The organism is Pyrobaculum calidifontis JCM 11548 (assembly GCF_000015805.1).
Lineage (GTDB): Archaea > Thermoproteota > Thermoprotei > Thermoproteales > Thermoproteaceae > Pyrobaculum > Pyrobaculum calidifontis.
Window position 1 is genome coordinate 357,686 of record NC_009073.1, and the last position, 20,885, is coordinate 378,570.

The window sequence follows — 20,885 nt, forward strand, 5'->3', positions numbered from 1 at the left end:
TATATATCAAACTATATGTTCCTAGAAATGTGAGTTCCAGCACCTCCGAGGGCCGCGTCAATCGGCGAGTCGGCCAAGCCGTTGGAAATAACCACCTCCACACCCCTCCTCGCCGCCTCCGCCGCCATGAGGAGCTTGCGCTTCATGCCGCCCCTAACCTCCTCGCTCTTCGCCAGCTCCTCCGCCTCCTCGGGCGTGAGCCTCGGCACAACTCTCCCCCCCAGGATGAGGCCGTCCACATCGCTGAGAATTACCAGCCTGCCCGCACCCGCCCTAGCCGCCACCTCGAAGGCCAGCTGATCTCCGTCTACGTTGAGGAGCTCCCCCTTCTCAGACACGGCAATGGGGGCGAGGACTTTGAGAGGCGGCGGGGCCAGCGCTTTCACATTAACGTCAACGATTTTGCCCACGTACCCCCCGTCCACTACTCTCTGCCTCCCCCTCTCGTCCACCACGAGGACTTTCTCCTTCCTTCTCGCCCTAACAACTCCGCCGTCTGCCCCCGTGAGGCCCACGGCCTCCACGCCTCTTGCAAACAGCGAGGCCACTAGCTGTTTGTTGATCCAAGACATGGCCATGACGAAGACCTTCAAAGTCTCGAGGTCCGTGTAGCGGCTGACCACGCCGCCGGGGTGTGTGAGAAACTTAGGCTCAATCCCCATCCTCTTGAGGAGCTCGTTGACTAGGCACCCGCCTCCGTGCACCACCACAGCCTCGCCTGCGTACTTTGGGAGATTCTCCACCACCTTGCTCAGGTCTTTGCAGATGACAGAGCCGCCTACCTTGACGACGATCATATGGGCGCCACTGGGATATGTCTAAGGCCCTCGTCCTCTGGGAACCCCATGGCTATGTTGAAGGCTTGTACAGCCTGCCCAGCCGCCCCTCTCACTAAGTTGTCAATGGCGGCGAAGGTCACCACCCTCTTCATTCTCGCGTCTAGCTCAAAGCCCAGGTCCACCAAGTTGGAGCCGAGGACGTATTTGACGTTGGGGTAGCGCGAGATGCCGAGGCGGTCTTTCACAATACGTATGAACTTGGAGTCGCCGAAGAGGGCCCTGTAGTACTTCCACAAGTCGGCCTCGGTGGGCATCTTTTCCACAAAGACGTGGCCCGTGGTGAATATCCCCCTCACGATGTCCACGGCGTGGGGTGTAAACGCCACTTTGACCTCCTTGCCCGCGAGGCGGCTTAGCTCCTGCTCTATCTCGGCTATGTGGCGGTGGTGGACAGGCTCGTAGGGCCTAACCACGTAGGTCCTAAAGCTGTGTAAGTCGACCACCGACCCCTCGGCGCCTGCGCCGCTCGACCCTATCTTGGCGTCTACCACAGGCGGCGCACTTATGAGGCCGAACTTGGCAAGCGGCGCCAACATGAGGATCGAAGCCGTGGCCATGCAGCCGGGCACCGCCACCAGCCTCGCCCCCACCAGCTCCTCGCGGTGTAGCTCCGGCTGGCCGTACACCGCCTTTGCCAAGAGGTCTGGGTAGGGATGCGGCTGGGGCCACTTGTACCACTCCACGTAGGCGTTTGGGTCCTTCAGCCGGAAGTCTGCGCTCAAGTCGAAGACTGCCACGCCCGACTCGTAGAGCTGTGGGACCCATTTCACAGACTCACCGTGGGGTAGCGCGAGGAACACCACGTCGGCCTTAAGCGCGGCGTCTATCGTGGGCTCCACGAACTTCAGCTGAGTAAAGCCCCGCAGATTTGGGTGAACCCGGTAGACGTACTCCCCCTTAAACTTCCGCGAGGTGGCGCACACCACCTCCACGCCGCTGTGTTGGAGCAGAATCCTGAGAAGCTCGCCGCCTGTGAAGCCGGAGGCCCCCACTATACACACCCGCTTCATACCAGCTCAGCCACCAGCGCGGCCTCCCCCTTGTCGAGGGGAGGTATGGGGTCCACGTCTAACACATATACCTCTCTGCCGTATTCGCCCAGGGTGATCTTGGCGTAGAGCAGGCCCAGGTGCTTAAGCACCTCTTTAGCGACGCCTTCCCCCGCCTTGGCCGTGGCGAACACCGTGTACGTCCTCTGCGGCTTGGGCACCACCACGCTTACTCGGGCAAGGGGGTTGCGCATGTAGAGGCGGTGTTCTAACACGCTCTTCGCACCCTCCACGCTTGTCACAACTCCATCTATGTCGAGACGCCAGGCGGTCATGAGGAGCCACGGCTTTTCCACCTCCACCTTCTCCACGGCGAAGTCGCTTGACACCACGGCGTGGGGAGGGCCAAACTTGGGGAGCCAGCTGAGTCTGTTCAACGCCGAGGCGATGGCCGCAGGCGGGTTTATGCTCCTCTCAGCGAGTTCGCCGTATGCCACAGCGGTGTAGGGGTTCCTCATTCTGAGAAGGGCTGTCCCGCGTATTCCGTAGATGGGCCTCTCCGTGACGTTTATAACAGTGGTCGCCAGACCTCTGGTGGACAACGCGTCAGCTATATATTTCTCAGAGACTGTGGGGCTGTCCGTGAGAATGTAAATCGCCCCACTTTCCCCTCTGGCCCCAGATCCATGCACCCCCACTCGACCCCCTATAAAAACTTTTTTCTTCGAAAGGGTTATATATAGGGGCTTTTGGTGAGGCTATGGAAAACGTTTCGGGGACAGTGTATACCTCCGGTGTATAAACTGCGGAGAGAGGTACGCCCCAAGCTTTAGGCTGTATAAGTGCCCAAAGTGCGGCGGTCTGTTGGAGGTTGTAGTTGGCGAGAAGTACTGGGCCCCCAAGGGGCGCGGCGTGTGGAGATATGCGTCTATGCTCCCTGTGAAAAACGGCGTGACGATGGGGGAGGGCCAGACCCCCCTAGTTCCCTCCACGCTTAAGCCAAACCTCTACGTGAAATACGACGGAGCAAACCCCACCGGCAGCTTTAAAGACAGGGGCATGGCGCTTGGCGTCACTGTTGCCAAGCTGAGCGGGGCAAACAAGGTGGTAGTCGCCTCCACTGGCAACACCGCCGCGTCGGCCGCGGCCTACGCCGCGAGGGCGGGGCTGAAGTGCTACGTAGTGCTCCCAAGGGGCAACGTGGCCCGCGGAAAGCTGATGCAAGCCGCACTCCACGGGGCCGAGCTAGTGATGTTAAACGGCCTCTTTGACAAGGCGCTTGAATATGTGGTAAACTACGGGACGAAGTACGCCTACCCCCTCAACAGCTTTAACCCGTGGCGCCTCGAGGGGCAGAAGACCGCGGCCTTTGAAATATATGAAGAGGTGGGGTGCCCCGACTACGTGGTCGTGCCCGTGGGGAACGCGGGCAACATCTCAGCCATTTGGAAGGGGTTTAAAGAGCTGTGGGAGCTGGGCTTGTGCAAGAAGTTGCCCAAGATGGTTGGCGTGCAGGCGGAGGGCGCGGCCCCTATTGCGAATGCGTGGGCCATGGGGAAGAGGGCCCCCATATTCCTCGACGAGCCTCACACCGTGGCCACCGCCATTAAGATAGGAAAACCTATAAATTGGCCAAAGGCCGTAGCCGCCGTGGAGGAGTCAGGCGGGCTCTTCGTAACGGTGTCCGACGAAGAGATCCTCAGAGCGCAGAGGCTTTTGGCGTCTAGAGACGGCTTGGGAGCAGAGCCCGCCGGCGCGGCATCTGTGGCAGCGGCCCTAAAACTCGACTTAAGCGGCACCGTCGTGGCCGTTGTTACGGGGCACGCGCTTAAGGACCCCGACGTGGTCGAAATCTCGGCCAGAGAGGTTAGAAACGCCGACGAGCTTGTGGAGCTGTTGGAGAAATGAGGGCGCCGTCCACAAGCGCAAACCTCGGCGCAGGCTTCGACGTCGTGGCCGTGGCGCACGACGCCTACTTCGCCGAGGCGTACGTGGCCGTGGAGCAGGGCTGCGGCGTGGCTGTAAAATTCAAGGGATACGACCCGGGGGAGAACAACACCGTGTCACTGGCCTTCCGCCACCTCTTCAACATGCTCGGCATCTGTAGACAGGTAGAGGTGGTGGTGGACAACCGCATCCCCCTTGCCAGGGGTCTGGGCAGCAGCGGGGCCTCCGCAGTGGCCGCCCTAGCCGCGTTCATCCGCGAGGCGGGGCTGAAGGCGGAGCCCAAGCTGGTAGTAGAGGCGGCGGGCCTTGGGGAGGTGGCCGCCGCCGGGTCGCCCCACTTCGACAACGTGGCCGGAGCCGCCCTCGGCGGGGCAGTGGTGGTGGTCTCCACGTCGCCGCTGGAGGTGGTGAAGTTCAGCCCCAAGCTCCTCTTCGTGGTGGGGGTGCCAGACGTCCCGCCGATCCCAGAGAAGACTAGGCTCATGAGGAGCGTCCTACCCAGGGAGGTGCCCTTCAAGACCTATGTTGCCCAGTTGGCCAGAGTCTCTGCCCTAGTGGCTGGCTTCGCCACCTCTAACCCGCGGCTTGTGGCACTGGGCATGTCAGACGACGTGGTTGAGCCGGCGAGGGCGCCCTACGTACACGGGTACGCCCGGGCCAGGCGGTACGCCCTCGAGGCCGGGGCGCTGGGCTTTGCAATATCCGGCGCCGGGCCCTCCGTGGTGGCGCTGGTAGACGACAAGCACAGCGACGCTGTAAGGGCGGCGCTCGCCAGGGCCTATGCGGAAGAGGGGCTTAGGGCCGAGGTAAAAGTGGCGCAGGTGGCAGAGGGGGCGCTGGGGGTATGAGGCCGGTGGTAAAGATAGGGGGCTCCCTTCTCCGCTCCGCCGACGACTTCATAAGGGCGGCCAAGTTCCTGGCAAGCTATGAGAGGCCCCCCATAGCGGTTGTGTCGGCGGTTAAAGGTGTGACAGACATGTTGCTGGAGCTCTACAAGACTAGGAGCTACCTAATGTTCGAAGAGGTGGCCCACAGGCACATCTCCATCGCCAGGGCCCTGGGCGTGGAGGACGAGGTGGCGCCGCTTTTGAGGGAGCTTGAGGCCGCCCTTCAACTGCCGAAGGAGCCCTGGGCCGTGGACTACTTCGCCTCATTCGGCGAGAGGCTTTCAGCCACCATACTGGCAAGTGTCGCGAGGCGAATGGGCATCGCGGCCAAGTTGTACATAGCGCCTATAGTCACCGACAGCTCCTTTGGAAACGCCACCCCCATCCGCTTGGACTACGCCGACGAGCTTAGGGAGGGGGACGTCTTGGCGGTGGTGACTGGGTTTATCGGCCGAGACAGAGAGGGCAGATTTACGACGGTGGGGCGCGGGGGGAGCGACTACACAGCCACCTACATAGGCAAGGAGATAGGGGCCAGAAAGGTCTTCCTAATCACAGACGCCCCAGGGGTCATGACGGCGGACCCGCGAGAGGTTGAGGAGGCGGAGGTCCTCCCCCTCATGTCTATCTACGAGGCAGTGGCCGCGGCTCAGGCTGGCGCGAAGAACTTCCACCCGCGCACCTTCCAGCCGGTCCTAGAGGCGGGGAACATGGCCGTAGAAGTGAGGAGCTACCACAGCCGGGGCACTCTAATAGGCCACATATACCCCCCGCCACCCTACAAGGTTGTTACGAGGTGCGGACAGGGGAGTTGTGTGGTGGGCCTAGCCGCGGAGGAGTTGACCAAGCTAGGCGGCGTCTCCCTAGGGCGTTACACGTGCCGCCTCGACATTCCGCCTAGGCAGGCCCACGAGCTTTTGGTAAAGCCGTATATAAAGTATATAAAGTAGTAGGAGAGGCGACTATATGGACCGCCTCAAGGTATATATCATAGGCGCCACAGGGCTCGTGGGCCAACGCTACGTCCAACTGCTGGCGGACCACCCCTGGTTCGAGGTAGTGGGCCTCGCGGCCTCTGAGAAAAGCGCCGGCAAGAGACTGGCGGAGGCTGGGTGGGTGCTGGACGAGGCGCCGCCCCCCTCCCTCGCCGATATGAAGATTGAAAAGCTGGACGTGGACAAGGTGCCCAAGGTGGACTTCGTCTTCTCGGCGCTTCCCAGCGAGGTGGCGGCGAAGGTGGAGCCCGCCCTCGCCGCGCGGGGCCACGTGGTGCTCTCCAACTCGAGCAACATGAGAATGGACCCAGACGTCCCCCTAATAGTGCCTGAGATAAACCCAGAGGACCTCAAGCTCGTGGAAGAGCAGAGGAGGACGCGGGGGTGGAGCGGGGCAGTGGTGAAGAAGCCCAACTGCACCACCACAATACTCAACCTCCCGCTCAAGCCCATTTTAGACGAGTGGGGGATAAGAGCCGTCCACGTGGTGACTATGCAAGCCCTCTCCGGCGCGGGGTACGCCGGCGTTCCCTCTGTGGCCATCTTGGACAACCTCATACCCCACATAAGAGGCGAAGAGGAAAAGGTGGTGGCAGAGACGCGGAAGATCTTAAAGAGGGACTTTGAGATCTACGCCACCACGACCCGCGTCCCAGTATTGGACGGCCACACAGAAGTCGTCTACGTTGACACCGAGAGGGACTTCGACGAGACCGCGGTGGCCGAGGCGTTGGCCAAGTTCAAGGGACTTCCCCAGGAGCTCGGCTTGCCCACAGCCCCCCAGAGGCCTATAGTGGTCAGGAGCCAGGCCGACAGGCCCCAGCCCAGGCTGGACAGGTGGGAGGGACGTGGGATGTCCGTGGTGGTGGGGAGAGTGAGGAGACTTGCCCCCAGGAAGCTGGCCTTCGTAGTCCTAGGCCACAACACTGTGAGAGGCGCCGCAGGCAACTCGGTTCTGACTGCCGAGCTTATGGCGAAGCTGGGGGTTAGATGATACTCCTCTTCGGCTTCGGAGGTGTGGGCAGGACGCTGGCCCAGCAGATATACCAAAGGACGAGGCTCAAGATAGTTGCTGTGTTTGACTCAAGCGGCGGAGTCTACAAACGCGGCGGCTTTACAAGTGAGGAGGTGGAGAAGCTCGTGTCCCTCCCCCGTGGGTCCCTCGTCAAGGCCCCAGTGGGCGAGAAGGTGGACATAGACCACGCACTAGACGAGGCAGAGATTGTCGTGGATGTGAGCCCTCCCAACTACGAGACGGGGGAACCGGCCTACACGCTCTACAAAAAGGCGCTGCAAAAGGGGAAGGCTGTGGTCACGGCAAATAAGGCCCCACTCGCCCTCCACTTTGACGAACTCAGAGACGGGGTCTACTACAAGGCCACGGTAATGGCGGGGACTCCCCTCGTCGATCTTCTAAAGGGCCTTGAGCCGCAGCGGGTGGAGAGCTTCATGGGTATACTAAACGGGAGCACTAACTACATTTTGACGCGTGTCTATAAGGACGGCGTGTCCTTCGAGGCCGCTTTGGGAGAGGCGCGGACTAAGGGCATACTTGAGCCAGACCCCAGGCTAGACCTCGAGGGGGTGGACGCCGCGGCAAAGCTGGTAATCGTTGCGAACACCCTAGGTGTCTCTCTCAAGCTGGGCCAAGTGGCCCGCGAACCCCTAACGCCGATGGGGCCGGTGACAAAATACGTAGCATACCTCGACGTTGGTGCACAGAGGGGAGAGGTAAAGCCTGTGAGACTAGACCCAGCCCATCCACTGGCAAATGTGGACTATACACTAAACGCGGCGTATATAAAGACTGAGGTCAACGACATCTATCTGGTGGGTAAAGGCGCTGGACGCCTAGAAACAAGCCTAGCACTGCTTAACGACATACTAAGCTTCTACAAGACTCTAAGGGGCAAGTGAGGCCTTCGGTAAATTTATCGGTTAGTCGAAACTCGTCTACGGTGTACACAAATTGTACAGAAAGTAGAAAAAGTGTACATTATGAATTTTAGACATTAGGAAAAAGCTATTTGATTAAGCGTTAGTCGCTTCTTTCGATATATTTTTGCCCTTTTGTCATGAGTAAAATTCGCATATTTAATTAATTCAAAATTATATTAAATTAAAGAAACATTTAAAAATATAAAGGGTGATGAACAAGCATGCAAACCATTCAAAAAGAGACCGAACTACCATTCGAGGAGTATATAATGAATAATAAGTGGCAGGGGAGGTCTATAGATGTAAAGAGCTATTGGCAATTTCACGCCAAATCGCTTGAGAACTTTGAAGAGTTTTGGGCCTCTGTAGCCAAGGAGCTTGAGTGGTTTAAGCCGTGGGATAAGGTGCTGGATGCGTCTAACCCGCCGTTCTACAAGTGGTTTGTTGGAGGCCGCCTCAACTTGTCCTACCTTGCGGTAGATAGGCACGTAAAGACGTGGCGTAAGAACAAGCTGGCCATCGAGTGGGAGGGAGAGCCGGTTGACGACGCAGGGTACCCCACCGATAGGCGGAAGTTGACATACTACGACCTATTCCGCGAGGTAAACCGCGTCGCATGTATGCTAAAGTGCAACTTTGGAATTAAGAAGGGGGACAGAATTACCCTCTACCTCCCCATGATCCCAGAGTTGCCTATAACAATGCTAGCCGCTTGGAGGATAGGGGCTATTACAAACGTGGTATTTTCCGGCTTCTCGGCGGACGCGCTTGCTGAGCGCATCAACGACTCGCAGTCTAGGATTGTGATAACTGCCGACGGGTTCTGGCGGAGGGGGAAAGTGGTGAGACTAAAGGAGGTGGTGGACCAGGCCCTGGAGAAGGCCAGCGGCGTGGAACACGTGATTGTGTACCCAAGACTGGGGCTAAAGGACACGCCTATGACAGAGGGGAGAGACTATCTGTGGACTAAGGTTATGCAAGGCATAAAGCCAAACGTGTACATTGAGCCAGAGCCCGTTGAGAGCGAGCACCCATCCTTCATCTTGTACACCTCTGGCACCACGGGCAAGCCCAAGGGAATTGTGCACGACACCGGCGGGTGGGCCGTCCACGTATATGCAACAATGAAGTGGGTGTTCGACATACGTGACGACGATGTGTACTGGTGCACCGCAGACATTGGCTGGGTGACGGGCCACTCCTACGTCGTGCTTGGCCCACTCCTCATGGGGGCCACAAACATAATCTACGAGGGAGCACCTGACTATCCACAGCCAGACCGCTGGTGGTCTATCATAGAGCGCTACGGCGTCACAATCTTCTACACCTCGCCCACGGCCATTAGAATGTTTATGCGCTACGGCGAAGAGTGGCCAAGGAGACACGACCTCTCCACTCTCCGCATTATACACTCGGTGGGGGAGCCCATAAATCCTGAGGCTTGGCGCTGGGCCTACCGCGTCTTAGGCGGAGAGAAAGTAGCCTTTGGCTCCACTTGGTGGATGACTGAGACCGGCGGCATTGTGATAAGCCACGCCCCAGGCCTCTACCTAGTCCCCATGAAGCCTGGCACAAACGGCCCGCCGCTACCCGGCTTCGAGGTAGATGTTGTGGACGATTCGGGGAAGCCCGTCCCGCCGGGCGTAAGGGGGTACTTAGTCATCAAGAGGCCGTGGCCTGGGATGCTCCACGGGATTTGGGGAGACCCCGAGCGCTACATTAAGACCTACTGGTCGAGGTTCCCGGGGATGTTCTACGCTGGCGATTACGCGATTAAGGACCAGGACGGCTACATATGGGTGCTGGGCCGCGCCGACGAGGTAATAAAGGTGGCTGGCCACCGCTTAGGCACGTACGAGCTGGAGTCCACGTTGGTGGGCCACAAGGCGGTGGCCGAGGCTGCTGTGGTGGGCGTGCCCGACCCAGTGAAAGGCGAGGTGCCCATAGCCTTCGTGGTACTGAAGCAGGGGGTTGCCCCATCGGAGGAACTACGCAAGGAGCTTAGGGAGCACGTGAGAAAGACCATTGGCCCCATCGCGGAGCCAGCCCAGATATTCTTCGTCACAAAGTTGCCTAAGACTAGGTCTGGGAAAATAATGCGCCGCCTGCTCAAGGCCGTGGCCACGGGGGCGCCGCTCGGCGACGTGACCACGCTCGAGGACGAGACCTCGGTGGAGGAGGCCAAGAAGGCCTACCAAGAGCTGAGGGCTGAGGTGGAGAAGGCATGAGCGTGCAGGTCAACTTTAGACAAGTCGCCTCCGTTGCCATTGTCGCGTGGTTCGGCGCCTTTTTGGAGTGGCTCGACTTTTACACATACGCCCTACTAGCTGGCTTGGTGGCCAAGATATTCTTCCCATCGGCAGACCCCATTGCTTCTCTCCTCGCCTCATTTGCGGCGTTGGCCATAGGCTTCTTGTTTAGGCCGCTTGGGGCAATAGTGTTTGGAAAAATTGGGGACCAGTTTGGCAGAAAAGTGGCGTTTATCACAGCAATGTCGCTCATGTTAGTTGGCACCCTTGGCATAGGCCTACTGCCTGGATACGCCGAGATTGGTATACTGGCGTCTGTAGGCGTCTTTATCCTGAGAATTATCCAGGGCCTGGCGCTGGGAGGGGGATATGGAGCAGCCATTACGTACTTGGGAGAGTTTGTCCCCGAGCACAGGAGGGGCTTCTTCACTGGGTTCCTCTTCACCACGCCTGCCGCTGGCATGGCCACAGTGGGCGCGTTGATATGGCTGTTTTCCACAATGCTGGGCACTCAGCAGTACAACGCGTGGGGCTGGCGCCTCAACTTCATAGTGGCTGGCGTTATTGTGTTCATAATTGTATTGGCTATGCACCTGTTCTACAAGGAGACGCCAGTCTTCTCTATGTTGAGGGCCGTGAGAAGAGTCACGTCTGCGCCTATTAGGGAGGTGTTCTCCCGGAAGTATCTTCCCCTAGTCCTATTGGCGTGGATAGGCGTAGTGGGAGCCCACGGGCCCATCTGGTACACGAACCAGCTCTTCAATACATATTACGTAGGCCCTAACTTCCAGAAGTATGTTGACTCAGCCACTGCCAGCGCGTTGCTGTCCACGGCCACCTACGCCGCGCTTTGGATGTACCCGCTGTTCGGCTACATCTCCGACAAGGTGGGGAGGAAGCCCATCCTTCTGCTCGGTATCTATGGCAACGCCCTGTGGTTCCCCATAGCCTTCTGGCTGATAGACCAAGTTGGCCCGCAGAAGGACTTGACGGCGCTGTGGTTGCTCTTCTGGTCAATGACCTTGTTCAATGGCATTGGTTACAGCGGGGCAATGTCCGCCTTCTTGCTTGAGCTGTTTCCGGCGAGGATTAGGCTGTCCGCCGTCTCTCTGGCATACAACTTGGGCTACGGCGTCACAGGCGGCTTAACGCCGTTTGTAATTACCTGGCTCTACTCCATTACGAAGAACGTGTACCTCTCCACTATCCTGTGGAGCACTGTGGTTCCCATGGTGATGGCGCTATGGTACGCGCTTAAGGGCCCAGAGACCCTCGGTACTAGGATATGGGCGGAGTTCGCCGCAGAGAAGTTTGCTAAGAAGACTGTCACTCTGCCTGCCACTACGCCCATTAGAGAAGTGGTGAAGGCCATGGTGGACACCGGGGTTAAGTACGTGGTGTTGACGGGAAGTGTCGTGGGCATATTTGGGACACGTAGCCTAATTAGGGCGCTTGCCGCCGGCGCCAAGTTAGATGAGCCGGCTGGCAATTATGCGGTAAAGACGTCGTGTATTGACGCCAAGGCCCCCGTCACAGAGGTCTTCGTAGCCTTGGAACAGTACAACGTCAGGGCCGTGCCAGTGTGCGAGGGAGGGAAGCCAGTGGGCATTGTAGAGGCGAGGGAGCTTGTGAACGAGGCACTGGGCTTGAGGAGCGTGTTGAAGAAGAAGGTGGCGCTTCGCTTCAACGTTTACGATGCGGCGCCTAGGGAGCTAGTCACCATAGCTCCCGACAAGTCCCTAAAGGAGGCCATAGACCTCATGGCTAAGTACAACATAGGCTTTCTGCCGGTGGTTGAGGACGGGAAGCTCGTGGGCGTATTATCTGAGACCGACATTGTAAAGGCGGTTGCCAAGGGCGTAGACCTAGGCAGGCCAGTGGCAGAGTTTGCAAATAAGCCCATCGTAGTAGACAAAAGCGCCACATTGAGAGATGCGGCTGAGCTCATGGTGAAGTACAACATTAGGCACATTCCCATAGTAGAAGACGGCAAAGTGGTAGGGGTAATCTCAGTAAGAGACGTGTTAAAGGCGATAGGATAGCCGCTCTTTTTCACTCTCTTAGTACCACAGCACCCACGTGGCTTAACCCAAAGCTTTTCACCTCTACACCTTCCCTCATTAGACATTCTTCTACTTCCTCTACCTCATTTACATCTAGCAAAACTACCAAGACGCCTTTTTTCGCGTAATATCCGTGCATCTGCTTCTTGCACCGTCTAATTCTCCCCTCGACTTCAGGCGTTAAAAACCCCATAACCCTTGAGAACTCGGCCGACAGCTCTAGGAAAGAGTCGTACGTCGGCTGTTCCAAAAACTTTTCTACGAGCTTAGCGCCGCGTTCTCTTAAGGCGTCCCTCAGTCGGACGAGCATAGAGCTTGTGTCCTCTCTACGGAAGACGTGAGTCAGCGCGGCTAGTCGGCGCGGGTGCGGCACCTTGTCCACCACTCCCACCCCTGGCGCGCCGGGCTTAACTCTCACTTCTATGCCGCCCCCGTAGAATTCGGCAATTACGTCGCCTAGGCCAGTCCCCATCTCAACCTCCACAACGTGGGCCGTCTGTGCCGCCTCTATGAGGGGCCGACCCGCCAGTGCAGATGCGCCAAGGGCGGCGCCGAGGGTATACGCGGCGCTGAGGCCGTAGCCGGCGCCAAGAGGCACAGGCGCTGAGAAGCGGACGCTGGCTGACAGCCCAAGCCTCTTTAACACAGCCGAGATGTGCGGTATGGGGCCCCGCCCACCGCTGCCAGCCTCCACCTCCACCACAGCGCCGGGTTTGAGCAACACACCCACTCCTATGGAGCCAGTGGTCAGGGGGTTGTCCGTGTAGACGGGGAGCCACATCGCCGTCACGTGAAGCGGCACTAGTACTTTTACACGGCGCCGCATGCTGCCTCCGCGGCTTTCACAAGGGCCCACAGGGCCTTGTTCACGGGCGCCTCTACGCCATGCCTCTCTCCCAGCCTCACGACAGCCCCATTGATGTAGTCCACTTCGGTCCGCCTACACTGGGACAAGTCTTGCAACATCGAGGAGACGTTGTCTCTAGTGGCTTCCGCCACCCTCAGCGTCTCTTCCACGGGGTCGGCCGGCAGGCGCACTCCCACGGCCTCCGCCACTCTGCCCGCCTCCCGAGCCGCCTCGGCGGCCAGCGACTTGGCATACGGGTTCTCTACCACGACTCCGTTCTTGGCCCTTAGGAGGGCTGTGATGGGGTTTATGGCCGCGTTTATCGCCAGCTTCAGCCACCTCGCAGGCTCTATGTCTTCCACCACCCTGACCCTGGCCCCGCCGGCCCTCAAAGCGTCGGCCACCTCGCCGGCCTCCCTCGGGAGCACGATCTCCCCCACGCCCCTGACCTCTGCCACGCCTTCAACCCTTGACACTCCGTAGGTCACCACCGCGCCGAAGCCCACGCCAAGTCTCTCCTTGAGCAACTCCAGGCCCCCAATTCCGTTCTGGAAGACGACGGGTTCGCCCCGTATCTTGTCCACCACTGCCTCTGTGTCGTAGGCCTTGACGGCGACTAGGGTGTAGTCCACTGGGGGCAACTCGTCCACCACGGCCACCTGTAGGACGTGCGTCTCCCCGCCCCACTTTAGCACATAGCGCTCTCTCCTACTCCTCGTTACCACGTGGGGCACATAGCCGGCTCTGTTGAGGAAGTACGCCAATAGAGAGCCGACGGCGCCTAGCCCAATAATGCCGAATTTCACAGCGCCACCCCCCTCTCAGCCAGCTCCACCAGCCGCTGGGAGATGCGCCTGAGGACCCTCCGCAGATTTTCGTCGTTGTTAAAGCGTTTCACAATGGCCTCCAGCTCCTCTCTGGGCAACGCCTTGAGCTCCTCGGCCAACTTCACCATGTTTGGGACGGCCCTCACCACGTTGTCCACGATGGTTATAGAGGCGGCCCGCGCAGTGCGGGACAGTGGGTTGAGGTCCACGGCTATTACGAACTTGCCCATCTTCCTCAGCGCCTCTGTCCTATCGCCGTCTTCAAGGGGGACGAAGACCACGTCGGCCACGTAGATCCCCCTGCACGAGACTCTCCTCCTCTCGCTGAACAGCTCGGGGATGGTGCACGAGGCGTCGTCTCCCACCCCAAGCACCTCCTCGGCCCCGTGCCGCCTCAACACCTCAGCGATGAGCTCCTCCCTCTCCCTCGTCCGGTAGAATAGGTTTACCTCAACGGCGGCGCCGGTGGCCCTAGCCAGCTGCACCACGCCCTCTGGCACAAGCGCCGCCACGTTGCCGTTGACCGATATAACCGGCCTCTTCGCCGTCAGCAGTGCCGCCACCGCCGCCCTCTCCGCCTCCCACGCCTCCTCCACAGTGGCCTCGCCCAGGAGGTAGTCAAAGCACTCCCCCCTCCCATGCGCAATTAGGCCCTGAGGCACTACGTACCCCTCCCTAAACCCCTCCACAAGCCTCTCCCGCACGAGGAGAGACTCCCTCCTCGGGTGGTTGGGAGGAATCACGTTTCCACCTCCTAAAGGCTTATTTAATTATTGTGACACAATTCCCGCGGCTCTGCGCCGTATACCACTACGCCGCGCTCCCACGTCTCTAGTGCAATTTGGTTGCCCGCCCTCACCGTGCGGCAGTACTCCTCCCTCGACATGAAGATGACGTTTACGTCGCCAAATGTGAGGCCCCTAGTCAAAGCCCTCCGCTCTGGCTCTTGAGCGGTTATGACCAATACGTCCACGTCGCTGAGCCCTCTGACGTACCGCCCCCTAGCCGCAGAGCCAAATACCACAATGGAGAGAGCCCCCTCTCGCAACGCCGAGAGGAAGTTAGCGAGCTCCTCCACGTCGAGACTCTTATTCAGATCTTTAAGCCTATAAATTCCGCTTGACATAGTTCAGCACCTTTTCAGCCACCTCAATAGCCTTCCTTGCGTCTGCCTCTTTGAGGCGCTTGCTGGAGACCCAGAGGGCCACGCGTTGGGGTATCTGGCTGGGATGTAGTACCTGTCCAACAAGTCGCCTACGTCAAGAGCTCCGCGGGTACATCCACGTAGGCTTCTGCCCTTTCCAAGAGGGTGACCACGCTGTGAGTCCGCTCATAGACCCCTCCCCTTTTAATAAGCAAAGCCTTGAGAGCCTTCTCTGCAGCCTGTTGAGCAAGAAAGCAAGCCTTTGCGAATCTCCCAGCTCTGTACAACTCCTTCGCCGCGGCGAGGTCGTCCTCGGCGTCGTCAAGCCAGTCGCTCCACCTCTCCCAGCTCACGCACTATAAGGGGAGGTAGATAAAGAGCTTTCTTCACTGTCCACGTCCGTGGACAGCGGTTTTGCCAGGGGCAAGGATATCCCTCCCCCATCTCTTCCACTGACACAAGCTCGTTGCCCGTGAACTTGCACCACACCCTAATGTCCTCTCTGGCGCACGAGTCGTTTGTAATGACCTCTAATACCTCCCCCACGGGTACCTCGGCTATTTCCTTTCTCAAGACCATTGGGCTGAGGCAGTTGGCCCCCGAAATTTTCACGGACTTAAAAACCACGCTCAGCCACGGGGGAGAGGTAAAAAGGCTTATTACACAGGCGGCTGAGAAGGGCTAGTGGCGGGGCTTGTACAATAGGACCAGCTTATCACCCGCCCGCCTCAGGGCCACAAAGCGGTCCACCATGGGGCAGGTGCAGTAGATTAGAAAGCTTTCCCCATCTGCCAGTTTAACGGCCTCGTTAAACGCGTGCCAGCTCTTCGCAAAGCTCACCACACCGTTGCCCTCGTACCTAATCTTCACAGTGCCGAAGTCGAGGTACTGCCCGGGAACGAGCTCCTCGGCGACAAGCCTTATTTTCTCAAAATCTCTCCACCGCGACTCATCCAAAGGCTCCCCATCTAGGCCCAGCGCTTTTAGCACCTCTAAGTCGTACTCCATGTATACACCTCGATAAGTAGATATAAAAATTAACAAAAAAATTGTTCTAAGTTCCGCGGGCTTTGCTCAACAAGTTCTTCAGCGAGGTTCTGTGGCGTACTTCGTCTGCTAAAATTTCCTCTGCCAACTCCTCTGTGACTGGGTCTACTCCGTGGGTTATGCGGTACAGCTCTCTGTAGGCCTCAATTGCGCATTCCTCAGCCTTGACCGCGGCCATAATCCACGCATCTATGTCGTAGGGATCCTCTGGGAGAGCTGGATATTTGCACCCCGAGATTTCCCAGAGCTTTGCGAACTCCCTGGGGGGATCAACGTCAAAGTCTTGTAGTCTGTCTGCAATCATCTTGGCGTGTTTTCCAATCTCCTCTTCGGCCTCCTTGAGGAAGTGCTCGGCGATTTCCTCCGAGAGCGGGCCCTTAACCGCGTAGGCAGTTAACGTGTAGTAGTAAGCAGCAATCCACTCGTCAGCATATGCAGACAGTAGCCTTTTCACAATCACATTCTTATCCACGTTGCCAAGGAACTCAACCATATGCCATACCCCATTCTACTATTTAAGCTTTAATATGTGCCTAACTTGAGACGTGGAGACGTTGCCAAAGCCGTGGTTCGACTTGGCCAAGTACAGGGAGGTTAGGCTCAAGGAGGCCCTATACGAGGCGGAACTCGCGGAGCGTTTCTTGGAGGAGGGCTTTGTGAGAAACGCCGCTGGGAAGGCCTTTCAAGCTTGGAAGACCCTCGTGGCGGCCTACGCCGTCGACAAAGTTGAAGAGTTGAAGAATGCCTTCCCCGGGCGTAAGAAGCCTAGGGGGATGCGGGGCAGAGCTGAGAGTGCCCTCTGGGTGTTGGCCATAATGCCCACCACTGCCCTGAAGCAGGTGGCGCAGATCGTAGGCGGCGACGTGGACATCTACACAGACAAGGCGCTGTGGATCCACGAGTACCAGTACGACGGCCCCGATCCCCAAGCCATCCTCAGCCCATACCCAGACGACGAGGTTGCGGTGAGGGACATAAAGAGGCTTGTGGAAAAGGTGAGAGAACTGGCGGAGAGGCAATTACGGCGTTAGGCCCGGCGCGCCTATTATGTAGCTGGTGCCGTTGCACGTGATGTATAAGACTGAGCGCTTGTGTGCCACTAGGCCGTAGCCCTCTCCAACGCCTTCAATCCTCAAACGGCCAGCCTCAATTCCGAAGGTTCCAATGCTGAAGTCTCTCCGCACATTGGCGTCCTCAATCCACTCTTTTTACACTCTCTCAAGTCTACGTTGAACGTGTTGCTCCCTAGCTGGAGGTAGAGGTGGGTCCCATTATAGAAAAAGCTCCACTGTGCCAGCCCCGTTAATGCGTACAGGTACGCAAACACAATTATTGTACTGGCTACAAGTGGGTATAAATGCGCTAATTTTCTTCGATTTCCTATACGCCATATATGACACAAAGGCCGCTAGAGCGAATATGGGAAGTAAAAACGGTAATATGTCAAGAACAACGGCTTCAAAACTAACTCTGTAGTACATTGGCCTTCATCTGCAAATTGCTTATATACTTTCAACTACTATGGTCTTTGTTCATACCAGCTACCAACCTGTAGCACAAGCTTCATTGCCTTCACCGATGTCTCTCTCTTGCTCAATATATCCCCACGCTTCACAGTTTTCTCTAGCGTAAAACTTTTTTGAAAAGGCACCTTGAGTCTTATGACCCGGGGCAGGCTGGTTTTCGACGTGGCGATATTCACCGCCGCTATGGCGGCGCTGGCTTCCGCACTTGGTGTTGCACTATTTTTAGAGTCTATTCCATGGCCTATCCGCGCCTATATGATCGGCTCTAGTGCCCTCGCTGTTTTAATAGTTTTGTGGTTTATACCGGTGAAGTACTCTGTGGAGGGGGGCGTCGTCAAGCTGTGCTCCCCCATTAGATGTGTCAGGTATGAGGTAGAGGGGATAGAGGGGGGCGAGGTTTACGACCCGCGTAGGTGGAAGGAGTGGTTTCTCTGCGGCGGCTTCCGCGGGTTTAGACTGGCGTGGGCCAAGTGTGCCAACGACCACCTCTACTTCGCCACCGCGCGGTGTAGAGACGTGTGGAAGAAGTTCCAAGTCCGCAAAGGCGACGAGAGGTACACCCTGTGGCTCTGCATCGACGGTCGCAGCAGTGGCTAGGTTGTTCACAGAGCTACAACACAACTATCACTCTCTCAACGTCAGTGAACAAGGGATGGAAACAAGATGCGGGGGGTGGGATTTGAACCCACGCAGGCCTACGCCACAGGGACCTAAACCCTGCCCCTTTGACCTGGCTCGGGCACCCCCGCCGATAGTGAATACACACGGGGTTTTAAATTTTAAGGCGCCATGGGTTACATAGGGGTGTCAGTCCTCTTCCTCTCACGTTAGCCACTAGCGTTACGCCCAGGGCGCAGGCGGTCTCTACGCCGCTGTTTAGTGGGCCTCTAATGCTTACCATGATAGAGGCCCCGATGGCCGCGCCCCTTGCCACCAAGTCGGACGAGGCTCTGCCGGTGGTGAAGACCAAGGGCCCCCTCCTGCCCTCCTTAAGCGCCTTGCCCACGAGCTTAAGCATGGAACTGTGCCTACTCACGTCATGAACCACTAGCCACCCCTTTTCATCCAAGAGGGCGGAGGTGTGCATGGCCAAGCTCGGCTCGGCAGTGGGCATGGTGAATTTCCCAAACTCAGCCACGAGCGCCCTCAGCTTCTCCACATCCAGCCGGGCCTCCACGAGCCGGACCTCGCGGCGGCCGCCCTTTACCACGTCGCAGTCCTCCACTGCCTTAAACGAGGGCGACGCCCGGCGCCTGATTCTGGCGATTATTTTGCGGCCCTCCACTCTCAACTCGCTCACCTCCTCCACAGTGTCTATGTACCCATCTGCGTAGAGGAGGCCGAGCGCCAGTTCGTCTAAGTCCTGGGGGCTTGCCACAGCAGTGGCAACTAGCTCGCCGTTTACAAACACTTGGTATAGCTCGTCTACGGCTACCTTAATCCCGTTGACCTCCCGCCACATGGCCCACCACAATTCTCAAGAGGTATTCCAAGTCCTCCCGGGGCAGGCCCTGGTATTCCACGTAGGCGAAGCCGCACCTCCTGCACCTATAGAACACGGCCCCCTCCAGCCCCTCTCTTATATATACGTCGAAGTTTTGACGCCCCTCGGCGCCGCAGTTGGGGCAACGCCACCACCCCTCGTGTAGCCACGAGAAGCCGCAGACGCACTTGGCGTACCTCTCCCTAGACTCAAAAATCTCCCCGGGCCGGGGCACCACGACGAAGAGCCTTGGGGCACTTCCACAGATGGGGCACCTGTCGCCGCTCCACTCGGCGAACCTCTGCGCAAACCTCTTCGCAAGCCTAGACGCCACCACCAGCCTTGCCGCGGCCTCATCCCCCACCGCGTCCACAATCTCAGCCATGTTGGCCACTTGGTCCACGAGGGGGGGAGATAGAGAGGAGAGATGGGGCTCCGGTATTGGCGTTGAAAAAAGGGATCGGATTTCCTCAACCGCCCGCCTCACCTCCTCAACACAGTGGGAGTCCCCCCCGCAGACTATCTCAACCTCTTTGGACACGGCTTAAAAACCTCGGCATGTGTTTCTGCACCCACTCAAGCGACACTTTGCCATATCCAAACATAGCCACTAGTAGAGGCCTATTGGAGGGGTGCAGAGAGGCAAAGAGGTGCAAGAGGACGAATATCAGCGAGAGGTAGAAGCCCAAGTCGTGCATGAGTAGGAGAAGCCTAAAGTCGTTTAACGAGAGGCCAAGCACGTCTCTATAGACCATTAACACCCCGCTCGCCGAGAGGAGGACAACTCCGATGAATAGGAGTATGGTCATGTAAGCTACAAGGACGTTGTGTCTTTCCAAGTTCTTTGCCACATCTTCTGGGAGCGGCTTGCCCAAGAGATAGTGCTTAGTAAGGGCTGAGGCCTCTCTAATCTGGTGACTAATGGGCTTCCTCAACGCGTCAAAAATCCGCACTCTGTTAAACATCACTAGGTATATGCCATAGACGATGAGGAAGAGGCCCCACAGCATACCGAGAAATCTGTGGCTTGTGCGGCCTAGCTCAAGGCCCACAGAGGTGGCAGGCAGGCCGACGGCGGCGGCCAGCGGCGCCCCAACGGCGTAGGCCAACCAGTTAAACAGCCCCGGAAAGAGCAACAATACTCCAGTGATAGCTAACAATGTAAATAATACAAGATTTAAACTGTGAGCTATTTTATAACCTATAGAGGCAATCTCTACTTCTTCATATTTTACACTAGACATGTTAAATAAAGTGAGGAGAGGTTTAAAAACTTATCTTTCGTGCTTCTTCTCCACTCTAGACTGGCGCCAAGCCGCTAGGCCGAGGATTGTCAGCCCCAAGGCCGCCGCCGGCGCCAAATAGGTAGCAGCCTGCCTCAGGTACTCCCTTATGGAATTCGACACCACGGTGGAGGCCTTGGGGAAGTGTTGCTCCACTGCAAAGCTCCTCCTAGACGCCACGAATACCCACCTCACTTGGCCGCCCACGTAGGGGTCTAAGTCGAGGCCGTACACGACCCTCCCCTTGGACTGCTCCTCTCTCGCCGCCTTTGTTACCTCTTCTATGGGCCCAAAGGTGAAGACGCCGGTGGGGCAGACCTCGACGCAGGCGGGGGCACGGCCGTTTTGAATTCTGTCTACGCAGAAGGTGCACTTGTAGTACTTCCCGTCCTGCCCCTTCTTGGGGACGTTGAAGGGACACGCATTTTCACAATAGCCGCATCCGATGCACAAGTCCTTGTTTATCACCACTGCTCCCTCTGGCGTAGTCACAATGGCACCTGCGGGACACGCCCTGGCACAAGGAGCGTCGACACAGTGGAGACAGTTGTAGGGCAACGGCGCTATGTCCACCTGCGAGAAGACCACCTCGCCGGCGGGGGTCTTCAACCCCTTCTGCACAACCCCCTCGTAGAAGAAGACTACCTTCCAGTCTTGCGCAGTCAGCGACGGCGGCTGGGCAAGCGTGGGGCTGAACTCCGTCTTTGTGGCAGTTAGCCCGTTCCAGTCTTTACACGCCAGCTGGCACGCCCTACAGCCAATACACTTGTCTAAGTCCACCAATACCGCGTAGCCTTGGCGGGAGGTTGCCGGCGACATGG

General features: G+C 57.9%; 25 protein-coding genes and 1 tRNA gene. 9 read left to right on the forward strand and 17 right to left on the reverse strand.

Features of this window, described 5'->3' with window-relative positions; translation table 11 throughout:
* Positions 1-11: 11 nt before the first annotated feature.
* Genes PCAL_RS02000 through PCAL_RS02010 form a run of 3 tightly spaced genes read right to left on the reverse strand, consistent with a single transcriptional unit; the run spans position 12 to position 2,520 of the window.
* Positions 12-797 (reverse strand): [LysW]-aminoadipate/[LysW]-glutamate kinase, encoded by a 786-nt coding sequence (locus PCAL_RS02000; protein WP_011849064.1) that lies wholly within the window; start codon positions 795-797, stop codon positions 12-14.
* Positions 794-1,849: an N-acetyl-gamma-glutamyl-phosphate reductase gene (argC, locus tag PCAL_RS02005; protein ID WP_011849065.1), complete on the reverse strand. Its 1,056-nt coding sequence runs from the start codon at positions 1,847-1,849 to the stop codon at positions 794-796. The genes PCAL_RS02000 and argC overlap by 4 nt, the downstream gene beginning before the upstream one ends.
* Positions 1,846-2,520, reverse strand: coding sequence for a hypothetical protein (locus PCAL_RS02010; RefSeq protein ID WP_226951982.1), 675 nt, complete (start codon positions 2,518-2,520; stop codon positions 1,846-1,848). Before PCAL_RS02010 ends, argC begins: the two co-directional genes overlap by 4 nt.
* A gap of 172 nt (positions 2,521-2,692) precedes the next feature.
* Here PCAL_RS02010 and thrC point away from each other — a divergent pair, with 172 nt between their 5' ends.
* From thrC to PCAL_RS02045, 7 genes are all read left to right on the forward strand, one after another.
* The gene (gene thrC / locus PCAL_RS02015) at positions 2,693-3,736 is read left to right on the forward strand and encodes a threonine synthase (RefSeq protein WP_011849067.1); all 1,044 of its coding nucleotides are present in this window, start codon (positions 2,693-2,695) and stop codon (positions 3,734-3,736) included.
* The gene (locus PCAL_RS02020; protein WP_011849068.1) at positions 3,733-4,623 is read left to right on the forward strand and encodes a homoserine kinase; all 891 of its coding nucleotides are present in this window, start codon (positions 3,733-3,735) and stop codon (positions 4,621-4,623) included. Before thrC ends, PCAL_RS02020 begins: the two co-directional genes overlap by 4 nt.
* Positions 4,620-5,612 carry an amino acid kinase family protein gene (locus PCAL_RS02025; protein WP_011849069.1) on the forward strand — a complete coding sequence of 331 codons (993 nt, stop codon included), beginning with the start codon at positions 4,620-4,622 and terminating at the stop codon, positions 5,610-5,612. The genes PCAL_RS02020 and PCAL_RS02025 overlap by 4 nt, the downstream gene beginning before the upstream one ends.
* 16 nt (positions 5,613-5,628) lie before the next feature.
* Positions 5,629-6,651: an aspartate-semialdehyde dehydrogenase gene (gene asd, locus PCAL_RS02030; RefSeq protein WP_011849070.1), complete on the forward strand. Its 1,023-nt coding sequence runs from the start codon at positions 5,629-5,631 to the stop codon at positions 6,649-6,651.
* Complete coding sequence (locus PCAL_RS02035) at positions 6,648-7,574, forward strand: homoserine dehydrogenase (RefSeq protein WP_011849071.1); 927 nt, start codon at positions 6,648-6,650, stop codon at positions 7,572-7,574. Before asd ends, PCAL_RS02035 begins: the two co-directional genes overlap by 4 nt.
* Positions 7,575-7,816: 242 nt before the next feature.
* Positions 7,817-9,823, forward strand: coding sequence for an acetate--CoA ligase (acs, locus tag PCAL_RS02040; RefSeq protein ID WP_011849072.1), 2,007 nt, complete (start codon positions 7,817-7,819; stop codon positions 9,821-9,823).
* Positions 9,820-11,886, forward strand: coding sequence for an MFS transporter (locus tag PCAL_RS02045; protein ID WP_011849073.1), 2,067 nt, complete (start codon positions 9,820-9,822; stop codon positions 11,884-11,886). Before acs ends, PCAL_RS02045 begins: the two co-directional genes overlap by 4 nt.
* 10 nt (positions 11,887-11,896) lie before the next feature.
* Here the strand turns inward: PCAL_RS02045 and PCAL_RS02050 are convergent, their stop codons facing one another.
* The 8 genes from PCAL_RS02050 to PCAL_RS02085 form a co-directional block, all read right to left on the reverse strand.
* Positions 11,897-12,733, reverse strand: a complete 837-nt coding sequence (locus PCAL_RS02050) for a pantoate kinase (RefSeq protein WP_011849074.1) — start codon at positions 12,731-12,733, stop codon at positions 11,897-11,899.
* The gene (locus PCAL_RS02055) at positions 12,718-13,560 is read right to left on the reverse strand and encodes a ketopantoate reductase family protein (RefSeq protein ID WP_011849075.1); all 843 of its coding nucleotides are present in this window, start codon (positions 13,558-13,560) and stop codon (positions 12,718-12,720) included. The genes PCAL_RS02050 and PCAL_RS02055 overlap by 16 nt, the downstream gene beginning before the upstream one ends.
* Positions 13,557-14,324 carry a 4-phosphopantoate--beta-alanine ligase gene (locus tag PCAL_RS02060; RefSeq protein ID WP_011849076.1) on the reverse strand — a complete coding sequence of 256 codons (768 nt, stop codon included), beginning with the start codon at positions 14,322-14,324 and terminating at the stop codon, positions 13,557-13,559. The genes PCAL_RS02055 and PCAL_RS02060 overlap by 4 nt, the downstream gene beginning before the upstream one ends.
* A 23-nt stretch (positions 14,325-14,347) precedes the next feature.
* Positions 14,348-14,659: a nucleotidyltransferase domain-containing protein gene (locus PCAL_RS02065; RefSeq protein ID WP_193322817.1), complete on the reverse strand. Its 312-nt coding sequence runs from the start codon at positions 14,657-14,659 to the stop codon at positions 14,348-14,350.
* A gap of 176 nt (positions 14,660-14,835) precedes the next feature.
* Positions 14,836-15,078, reverse strand: a complete 243-nt coding sequence (locus PCAL_RS11540; RefSeq protein WP_226951983.1) for a HEPN domain-containing protein — start codon at positions 15,076-15,078, stop codon at positions 14,836-14,838.
* Entirely contained in the window at positions 15,047-15,304 is a 258-nt protein-coding gene (locus PCAL_RS11725; RefSeq protein ID WP_320056662.1) for a sulfurtransferase TusA family protein, read from the reverse strand. Before PCAL_RS11725 ends, PCAL_RS11540 begins: the two co-directional genes overlap by 32 nt.
* Positions 15,305-15,406: 102 nt before the next feature.
* Positions 15,407-15,733 carry a hypothetical protein gene (locus PCAL_RS02080; protein ID WP_011849080.1) on the reverse strand — a complete coding sequence of 109 codons (327 nt, stop codon included), beginning with the start codon at positions 15,731-15,733 and terminating at the stop codon, positions 15,407-15,409.
* Between the two features lie 46 nt (positions 15,734-15,779).
* The gene (locus PCAL_RS02085) at positions 15,780-16,265 is read right to left on the reverse strand and encodes a ferritin-like domain-containing protein (RefSeq protein WP_011849081.1); all 486 of its coding nucleotides are present in this window, start codon (positions 16,263-16,265) and stop codon (positions 15,780-15,782) included.
* A 52-nt stretch (positions 16,266-16,317) separates the two neighbouring features.
* On the opposite strand from PCAL_RS02085, the gene PCAL_RS02090 reads away from it, so the two are divergent.
* Positions 16,318-16,803: a PaREP1 family protein gene (locus PCAL_RS02090; RefSeq protein WP_011849082.1), complete on the forward strand. Its 486-nt coding sequence runs from the start codon at positions 16,318-16,320 to the stop codon at positions 16,801-16,803.
* Here PCAL_RS02090 and PCAL_RS02095 read toward each other — a convergent pair.
* On the reverse strand, positions 16,792-16,956 hold the full coding sequence (locus PCAL_RS02095) for a hypothetical protein (RefSeq protein WP_193322818.1): 165 nt from the start codon (positions 16,954-16,956) through the stop codon (positions 16,792-16,794). The two genes, PCAL_RS02090 and PCAL_RS02095, sit on opposite strands and share 12 nt — an antisense overlap.
* A gap of 477 nt (positions 16,957-17,433) precedes the next feature.
* On the opposite strand from PCAL_RS02095, the gene PCAL_RS02100 reads away from it, so the two are divergent.
* Positions 17,434-17,895, forward strand: a complete 462-nt coding sequence (locus PCAL_RS02100) for a hypothetical protein (RefSeq protein WP_011849083.1) — start codon at positions 17,434-17,436, stop codon at positions 17,893-17,895.
* 67 nt (positions 17,896-17,962) lie between these two features.
* On the opposite strand, the gene PCAL_RS02105 is transcribed toward PCAL_RS02100, so the two are convergent.
* The 5 genes from PCAL_RS02105 to PCAL_RS02125 all read right to left on the reverse strand — a co-directional run bounded on the left by PCAL_RS02105 (position 17,963) and on the right by PCAL_RS02125 (position 20,883).
* A tRNA-Leu gene (locus PCAL_RS02105) sits at positions 17,963-18,047 on the reverse strand.
* A gap of 23 nt (positions 18,048-18,070) precedes the next feature.
* A complete protein-coding gene (locus tag PCAL_RS02110; protein ID WP_011849084.1) occupies positions 18,071-18,760 on the reverse strand; it encodes a formate dehydrogenase accessory sulfurtransferase FdhD in 690 nt (229 codons plus the stop codon).
* Positions 18,735-19,322 carry a formate dehydrogenase accessory protein FdhE domain-containing protein gene (locus PCAL_RS02115; RefSeq protein ID WP_011849085.1) on the reverse strand — a complete coding sequence of 196 codons (588 nt, stop codon included), beginning with the start codon at positions 19,320-19,322 and terminating at the stop codon, positions 18,735-18,737. The genes PCAL_RS02110 and PCAL_RS02115 overlap by 26 nt, the downstream gene beginning before the upstream one ends.
* A complete protein-coding gene (locus PCAL_RS02120; protein ID WP_011849086.1) occupies positions 19,306-20,025 on the reverse strand; it encodes a cytochrome b/b6 domain-containing protein in 720 nt (239 codons plus the stop codon). The genes PCAL_RS02115 and PCAL_RS02120 overlap by 17 nt, the downstream gene beginning before the upstream one ends.
* 30 nt (positions 20,026-20,055) lie before the next feature.
* Positions 20,056-20,883, reverse strand: a complete 828-nt coding sequence (locus PCAL_RS02125) for a 4Fe-4S dicluster domain-containing protein (protein WP_011849087.1) — start codon at positions 20,881-20,883, stop codon at positions 20,056-20,058.
* Between the last annotated feature and the right edge of the window lie 2 nt (positions 20,884-20,885).

Bases quoted from the DNA above. Each gene is read 5' to 3' on its own strand.
- PCAL_RS02000 (WP_011849064.1), bottom strand. From the start codon at position 797: ATGATCGTCGTCAAGGTAGGCGGCTCTGTCATCTGCAAAGACCTGAGC.
- PCAL_RS11725 (WP_320056662.1), bottom strand. From the start codon at position 15,304: ATGGTCTTGAGAAAGGAAATAGCCGAGGTACCCGTGGGGGAGGTATTA.
- PCAL_RS02125 (WP_011849087.1), bottom strand. From the start codon at position 20,883: ATGTCGCCGGCAACCTCCCGCCAAGGCTACGCGGTATTGGTGGACTTA.
- PCAL_RS02045 (WP_011849073.1), top strand. From the start codon at position 9,820: ATGAGCGTGCAGGTCAACTTTAGACAAGTCGCCTCCGTTGCCATTGTC.
- PCAL_RS02035 (WP_011849071.1), top strand. From the start codon at position 6,648: ATGATACTCCTCTTCGGCTTCGGAGGTGTGGGCAGGACGCTGGCCCAG.
- acs (WP_011849072.1), top strand. From the start codon at position 7,817: ATGCAAACCATTCAAAAAGAGACCGAACTACCATTCGAGGAGTATATA.
- PCAL_RS02020 (WP_011849068.1), top strand. From the start codon at position 3,733: ATGAGGGCGCCGTCCACAAGCGCAAACCTCGGCGCAGGCTTCGACGTC.
- PCAL_RS02120 (WP_011849086.1), bottom strand. From the start codon at position 20,025: ATGTCTAGTGTAAAATATGAAGAAGTAGAGATTGCCTCTATAGGTTAT.
- PCAL_RS02025 (WP_011849069.1), top strand. From the start codon at position 4,620: ATGAGGCCGGTGGTAAAGATAGGGGGCTCCCTTCTCCGCTCCGCCGAC.
- PCAL_RS02050 (WP_011849074.1), bottom strand. From the start codon at position 12,733: ATGCGGCGCCGTGTAAAAGTACTAGTGCCGCTTCACGTGACGGCGATG.
- argC (WP_011849065.1), bottom strand. From the start codon at position 1,849: ATGAAGCGGGTGTGTATAGTGGGGGCCTCCGGCTTCACAGGCGGCGAG.
- PCAL_RS02080 (WP_011849080.1), bottom strand. From the start codon at position 15,733: ATGGAGTACGACTTAGAGGTGCTAAAAGCGCTGGGCCTAGATGGGGAG.
- PCAL_RS02100 (WP_011849083.1), top strand. From the start codon at position 17,434: ATGACCCGGGGCAGGCTGGTTTTCGACGTGGCGATATTCACCGCCGCT.
- PCAL_RS02085 (WP_011849081.1), bottom strand. From the start codon at position 16,265: ATGGTTGAGTTCCTTGGCAACGTGGATAAGAATGTGATTGTGAAAAGG.
- asd (WP_011849070.1), top strand. From the start codon at position 5,629: ATGGACCGCCTCAAGGTATATATCATAGGCGCCACAGGGCTCGTGGGC.
- PCAL_RS02110 (WP_011849084.1), bottom strand. From the start codon at position 18,760: ATGTGGCGGGAGGTCAACGGGATTAAGGTAGCCGTAGACGAGCTATAC.